Here is a 6,255-nt window from a genome sequence, read left to right on the forward strand (position 1 = left end):
GCCCGATTCTTCTTGGATTTCAGCTAGATCGGCGGTTGTTCACACCGAGGGGGTCACAGGTTCAATCCCTGTCGCATCCACCACTCACATTTCCCCCTAAGGTCAGCATCTTAGCAATTACACCTACCGGTGCGATGTTCGCCGCGTTCCCTGCTGCCCACCAGATTGCCCTCCAGAATGAGCGTTCTGATGTCGGGATCGAGGTGATCGGAACGCGGGCTTCCCAGTTTGAAGATCTCCCTCGACTCGCTCCTTGACTCCGGGCCATGCGCGGAAAGAGAACATCGGAGACATCCTCATGCCTACCCCACGCGTTGGAAAGCGCGCGACTAAGTGCGGAGGCGACCATTGCCCCGTCGCCACACCCGTTCAGCCAACTTCGATGCCGTACCACTTCTGGAGAAGTTGAGCTGATGTTTCGCTGCCTCGCGTGTGGCGCCGCTAAGACGTGGCGACGAGACACTATGTTGGGCCGGGCCAAACCTCTCCTAGGCCTGACCTTGGCCGAGATCCAGCGCCGCACGCCCTGTCCGCGATGTGGTGCGCGCTTGGCCCAGCTCGGGGTCAGCGGCGTGTGGGAGCCTCAAAATCTGGCCGATTGATTTCGCTGGGAAGCAATAGAAGCCCTGCGCGGGGCGGGAGTTGATCCGCAAGCGCTCGGCTACGGATGGCGCCCGCCGCAACCGTGGCATTGACACATGGCGGACACCGTCCTGCACCACGGCGGCCGTCCGCTCGCTGGCCGAATCCGGACCGGCTTCGAAGGAATCGTCCGAGACGCCGGCCCCCAAGGTGAAATTACGCCACATTGGATGCGACACACCTGCCTAACTTGGCTGATGGAGGCCGACGTGACGACCTGGGAGGCGGCGGCATACACCGGAATGAGCCCTTCAATGATCGAGAAGAACTACGGACACCACCGACCGAGCTACCAGAGCCGCGCTCGGACCGCATTGAGAGGCCATACGAGCAAGTAAACCTCAACCTGCGATCAGAGCGCCCCCCCCACCTTGATCGACCGGCGCGACAAGCTTGACCTGCTGCTCCCGACTACCGAGGTATGAAACTTGGGCCGCATAAGCTGCAACAGAGGGTCCTATGTTCACTACGTTGTAGAACTCCTCGGTCGCGCCAACCTCGACGAACTGACCGTCAGCATTTGCGCCAGTCATCACGTCGATTGCGTCAGAAGGCCTAAATGCTCGCAGGTAGCTAGGAGCATCCGGAGAAGCCGGCATCAGGATGCCAAGTGACGCGACAATGTCATCGTCGATGGTCAAGTATCCATCGCCATTATCGTCATATTCCGAAAGATGAAATAGGTCGATCTTTTCACCAACGGACACCTTAACATAATCTTTTTTATGCCCGTAACATTTCCCCATAGAGAATGAATAGGCCCAGACACGGAGTCATGAGCGCTACCCGCAAATTGAAGAACCTCCGGCCGCGAGAGATGCGGCCTGGATTCTTACCTTTGCGCCATCACCCACCTCTCGACTTACCAGGTCTTTCGCCTGAGCTAGGATCATCGCCTCATGCTTCGTCCGTCGCTCACACCCATTCGAACTTAACGCCATTAGGAGGAGCAGCGAGGTCGTCACGAACCTAGAACGTGAAATCATGCAATCGCGCCATCTCATTAAGGCTGCCTCGCCTTTAGGTCGCGCTGATTGGAATGGATTGCTAGCCTTCTAACCGGATCAACCACCCGAACTTGACTAGTTCAAGCCTGCTGCCGGCGGCAACACCGCGTTGGCTCCCCTTCAAACGTGACCAATGATCGAAATTCAGCCAGGAGCGGCGGCTATTTAACGCCCCCCCAATTGCCCCCCCCATCATCGTCCTGATTTTTGAGAACAGAACCGGAAAGCATTGAACCGCAAACAGCCGCATTGTCTCCGCGCTGTAGAGATTTGCGCTCGGGCGAGAAGGCGCGCCGCTGAACGTGACGTTCTTGGAGGGATGCTGTCCTGGCCAGTGGCTCCATCGCAAACCGATGCGTCGTTGGTCCAAGTCGTGCCGGCTCTCTGGGCCAGCTCTAAGACGCGCCGCGATGGGCTAGCGCCAAAACTCTGCGAGATCGACGCGCGCGCAAGAGGGCCACACGCTCCAGAAGGTTGCATTATATCATAATACCATTTATAGTGGTACAACCGGGCAGTGGAGGAGGTGGCGTTGTCAACGCAATTTCTTTCCGCGCAGGCAGCGTACGTACAGCCGGGCGCTGCTGACTTCAAAAGCCCCAGCCATGATCTGTCGCGACACATGCGGTCGGCCGCGCAGGTTGTCAGCGCGCCGCCCTTGCCTTCGCCCAAGGTCACCGGAGTGCTCGACCAGGCCGATATCGATCAGCTCTGGAGCATCATCTCTTATATCGGCGAAGCTTGGAGATTGGCCGCACGTTCCACCTTGGATCGCTCCCGTTTCAAGGATCTCGTGGCGCTGAAGACCACCCAGACGCCGAGCTACTACACGCTCTATCGGATGACGACGGCGCTCTATACGTCCCTGAGCCGTCAGTATGGCCCCAAGGGAGCGCTGGCCTATCTCTACACGCCCAATCCCGCTTCGCCGCCTCAAAACTGGGAGGTCGTCCGGGCGTGGGCGATACAGGAATTTGCCAACCTCTATGTCTCGCAGGGCGCTTTCAGAGCCTACGGCTGGTGGCTCTTCCCCGGCTTTGCGGGCGGCCCGTTCGACGATCCCAACCACTTGCCCTATCGAGGGATCTGACCATGTCGATAGATGCCGAAGTCGTGGTGGTCGGCGGCGGTGTCGCCGGAGGTCTGGTCGCCGAACAGCTTCTCGCCGTAGGCGTTCAAAAGCTGGTGATTCTGGAGGCGGGGCCGCCGGTGCCCATGCGGGATCCTCGCCTGTGGCTGGATGTGGTGACGACTGGCGTCACGCCCTACGCCAAGCTCTATGATGATCCGTCCGACTTCGTGGCCAAGGGCCCGAACCCTTGGAACATCGTCGGCGGGCGTCTGTTCGGCCGGGGCGGCTCGACCTTGCATTGGGGTGGTTGGGCCCCTCGGTTCATGCCTGAGGACTTCTTGCAGAGCACCAATACCGGAAGGGGGTGCGATTGGCCCTACGGCTACGCCGACCTGGAGCCGTACTACGTTCAGGCCGAGCGCTACCTGCAGGTCGCCGGCGATGTCACGCCTGACCAGCGCGACTGGCGTAGCACGCCCTATCCTATGGCGGCCGCCGCGCTGCCGATGACCGCCGGCCCGATTGTCCAAGCGCTTGATCGCATGGGCATCTGTTATCAGCACATGCCTGTGGCGAGAAACACGGTCGCGATCAACGACCAGCCCCAATGCATGACTAATGGTACGTGCGGCTACTGCCCGATCGGAGGGCGTTTCACCGCCGACCAGGCGTTCGACAGACTAAGCGCAGATCCGCGGGTTAGGCTCGGGCGCGCGCTCACGGCTGTCGCCTCGCCCGAAGACGTCCGAGCCGCTCTGGAGCAGCCCACGGACCATGGGCCGGGGCCTGCGAGCGCGGTGGCCATCGCAGGCCTGAAGATGAACCTGCTTCGATGTCCGCTGGGTGTCGGGGCGAGCCTGGGCGAGATCATAGCGGGTGCGAGCCGGCCGGACTTCCCTGACGCGATCGAGCTGGCGAAGCTGAAGATCGCGTCCGCCCAGACCAGCCTTGCCTGCCGCGAAGTGCGCGAACTCAGCGATCGCCGGCCGCCCGATGATCCTCGCGAAAAGCCGATCTCGGCGGAAGCGCTCGCGGAAAATGAGTGGCGCCTGCACCTGACGATCAACACTATCCCGGCCATGGCCTGGTCGACCACGCCGGATGGACTGCTGGACTTCTGCAACCAGAACTTCGTCGACTACGTTGGCTGGACCGCCGAAGAGATTGGGGGCCAGGGCTTCTGGCCGATCTTCCACCCCGACGACGTGGATTACCTGCTGGCGGCTTGGCAGGAGATCATGGCCACCAAGCGCCCCCGCCCAGTCGAATGCCGCATGCGACGGGCGGACGGCGAATGCCGCTGGTTCGTCCTGCGGCAGAATCCGCTGCTGGACGCGCAGGGCAATGTCATCAAGTGGTATGGCGTTGGAACCGACATCGAGGACCGAAAACGCGCCGAAGCAGCGCTCGAGACCGCTCAGGCGGCCTTGCGGGCCAGCGAGCAGAACCTCGACCTCATCATAAATTCACTGCCGGTCCTCGTGTGGTCGGCGCGTCCCGACGGCAGCGCCGACTTCATCAATCGAAGCTGGCGCGACTACGCGGGCGAGCCCGCGGACAAGATCCTGGAATGGGGTTTCCTGGATCTATACCACCCCGACGACGTCCCACAGATGATGGAGACCTGGACCCGGGACATAACCCACAGCCGTTTGGCATCGTCGCGAAGAGGCGTTGAAAGCCGGCGACGGCCTGCGGGATGCTGGCGGTGGCGCCGCTCAGCACCAACCGCTCCACGCCTTGGCCGCGGCCCTGGCAGAGATACTCGACCGCCAAGACCGCGCCCCACGAGTGTCCCAGCAACGCAACCCGGTCGAGCCTAAGCGCGGCGCGGACCGCGTCGAGTTCATCGACCGAGCGCTGGATCGAATAGGCGCTCTCCTCTTCGGGCGCGTCGGCCCGTCCGCAGCCGAGCTGGTCATAGAAGATTACCGGCCGTTCGTCGGCCAACGCCTGCAGGGGCAGGAGGTATTGATGGGAGGATCCGGGCCCACCGTGCAGAGTCAGAAGCGGCGTCTTGGGTCCGTCGCCGAACTTCCGCCAATAGATCCTGCCGCCGGGGACGGTCGCGTAGCCCTCCGCCTGAGGCGCGTCCCCCAGCGCCGGGCTGGTCGCTGCGGCTAGGCCTGACGCCATCAGATCGGCCGCGCCCGTCAGGGCGCCTCGTCGCGTCAAGCGGTCGTATGTCATGTTGGAACTCCAGATAAGACAGAAAAGCCGCCCGCCGTACGGCAGCGGTCTAGCCCGCGAGGGCCAGGGCCACGAGCGGGCGATCAGAAACTCAAGGTTTCCGAAAAGGGCTCACGTCTCAGGCTGGGGATCGCTGCTTCCCCTGTCGGCGACAGCCTGCGGTCCAAGGACTTGCTCGGCGCAGTCGGTCGCTATGAACGCGATCATCGGCGCGCCGGCGACGAGCCTTCTGACGATCGGCCCCCCCCCTGTTCACCGAGAAGCATTGCAAGGAGCCCGAGCAGCGCGATGGCGGGAGGCGCCGGAGAGCGCACGCCCATTAGTCCATAGAGAACGCCCACAAGCAGCCCCGAGCCGATCGACAGCAGGTAAGGCCTCATGGGATCGCTCCATCAAGATGTGAGCCGCCATTGCCCGGGACGAGAGACAGCGGAAATTGCAAGGAACGCCGCGACCGATTGTGACACATGTCGATTTCGGCCGCCCTGAGCGTCGTGGCTTGAACAGATCGGTTGCTCGCTCGCCTGCCAGCGCAGGCAGACGGAAATCGCGTTGGCGCGGCAAGGACGCTGCACAAGGCGCCAGCTTCGCGAAGATTGACTGCCGTTTACTGGGCTTTACACGCGTCTCGCGCTCCATCCGCTTAGGATCATTAGCGAATACTCCTTTCGAGCAAAGCAAATGAGCCAACTGCAAATCAGCGATAGTCGAGGCTCGGACACCATAAGCCTGCCGACCTCGTTCACCAGGCACAGAGCGTCCTCTTCCGGGTATTTGCGGTTAGGGGGCCTCCTTCCGTGGCAAACCCAGCGCGTCCGCGAATACGTCGAAAGCGGACTCGATGGCCGGCCGTCGATAAAGGGGGCGGCGGAGCAAGCCAAACTGAGCCCCAGCTATTTCTCGCGCCGTTTTAGGCAGTCATTTGGAATGACATTCTCGCAGTTTGTCGCCCGCCGCCGCGTAGCCCGCGCCCAATCGATGATGATCCGGAGCCGATCAAGCCTTTGCCAGATCGCGCTGGCTTGCGGCTTCACAGACCAAGCCCATTTTACACGCACGTTCGGAGGACTAATCGGGTCCACGCCTTCGGCATGGCGTCGGCTAGCCGCGCAGCCCATCGAACAGAGCCACGTCACGGCCGCCTGCTAGTATCTAAGCCCCCTGTCTCGGCGTTTCGGCCTTGCTCATTTCCTTCAAGGGCAGGCCGACACCTCGAAGCGGCTTACCGCAGCCAAGCGATGCGAGCGAGCGTGGCGCTTACTGAAAGCGGCCATTGCGAACTTCTCAGAAGAGTCAGCTCTCCCTGGTCGTGCGGCACGGTGGGAAGGCGTGATAGGCATCGCC

Annotated in this window: 5 protein-coding genes and 1 pseudogene; 3 read left to right on the forward strand and 3 right to left on the reverse strand. The window is 62.0% G+C overall.

Annotated features, from left to right (window positions below):
- Positions 1-983: 983 nt before the first annotated feature.
- Positions 984-1,349, reverse strand: coding sequence for a hypothetical protein (locus tag DI526_RS22785; protein WP_304283148.1), 366 nt, complete (start codon positions 1,347-1,349; stop codon positions 984-986).
- Between the two features lie 832 nt (positions 1,350-2,181).
- On the opposite strand from DI526_RS22785, the gene DI526_RS22790 reads away from it, so the two are divergent.
- Positions 2,182-2,739 carry a hypothetical protein gene (locus DI526_RS22790; protein WP_304283150.1) on the forward strand — a complete coding sequence of 186 codons (558 nt, stop codon included), beginning with the start codon at positions 2,182-2,184 and terminating at the stop codon, positions 2,737-2,739.
- Between the two features lie 800 nt (positions 2,740-3,539).
- Positions 3,540-4,118: pseudogene (locus DI526_RS22795) on the forward strand (PAS domain-containing protein); the annotation flags it as partial.
- Positions 4,119-4,239: 121 nt separating this feature from the next.
- On the opposite strand, the gene DI526_RS22800 reads toward DI526_RS22795, so the two are convergent.
- Both DI526_RS22800 and DI526_RS22805 read right to left on the reverse strand, forming a co-directional pair.
- Positions 4,240-4,911, reverse strand: coding sequence for an alpha/beta fold hydrolase (locus tag DI526_RS22800; RefSeq protein ID WP_369692064.1), 672 nt, complete (start codon positions 4,909-4,911; stop codon positions 4,240-4,242).
- A 203-nt stretch (positions 4,912-5,114) separates the two neighbouring features.
- Positions 5,115-5,291, reverse strand: a complete 177-nt coding sequence (locus DI526_RS22805; protein ID WP_369692065.1) for a DUF1427 family protein — start codon at positions 5,289-5,291, stop codon at positions 5,115-5,117.
- A 301-nt stretch (positions 5,292-5,592) separates the two neighbouring features.
- Between DI526_RS22805 and DI526_RS22810 the strand changes: the two genes are divergently transcribed.
- Positions 5,593-6,060: a helix-turn-helix domain-containing protein gene (locus DI526_RS22810; RefSeq protein ID WP_304283153.1), complete on the forward strand. Its 468-nt coding sequence runs from the start codon at positions 5,593-5,595 to the stop codon at positions 6,058-6,060.
- Positions 6,061-6,255: the final 195 nt, after the last annotated feature.

The organism is Caulobacter segnis (assembly GCF_003243465.1).
GTDB classification, from domain to species: Bacteria; Pseudomonadota; Alphaproteobacteria; order Caulobacterales; family Caulobacteraceae; genus Caulobacter; species Caulobacter segnis_A.

Excerpts from the sequence above, each read along its gene's own strand:
- DI526_RS22810 (WP_304283153.1), top strand. The coding sequence starts at position 5,593 with ATGAGCCAACTGCAAATCAGCGATAGTCGAGGCTCGGACACCATAAGC.
- DI526_RS22805 (WP_369692065.1), bottom strand. The coding sequence starts at position 5,291 with ATGAGGCCTTACCTGCTGTCGATCGGCTCGGGGCTGCTTGTGGGCGTT.
- DI526_RS22800 (WP_369692064.1), bottom strand. The coding sequence starts at position 4,911 with ATGACATACGACCGCTTGACGCGACGAGGCGCCCTGACGGGCGCGGCC.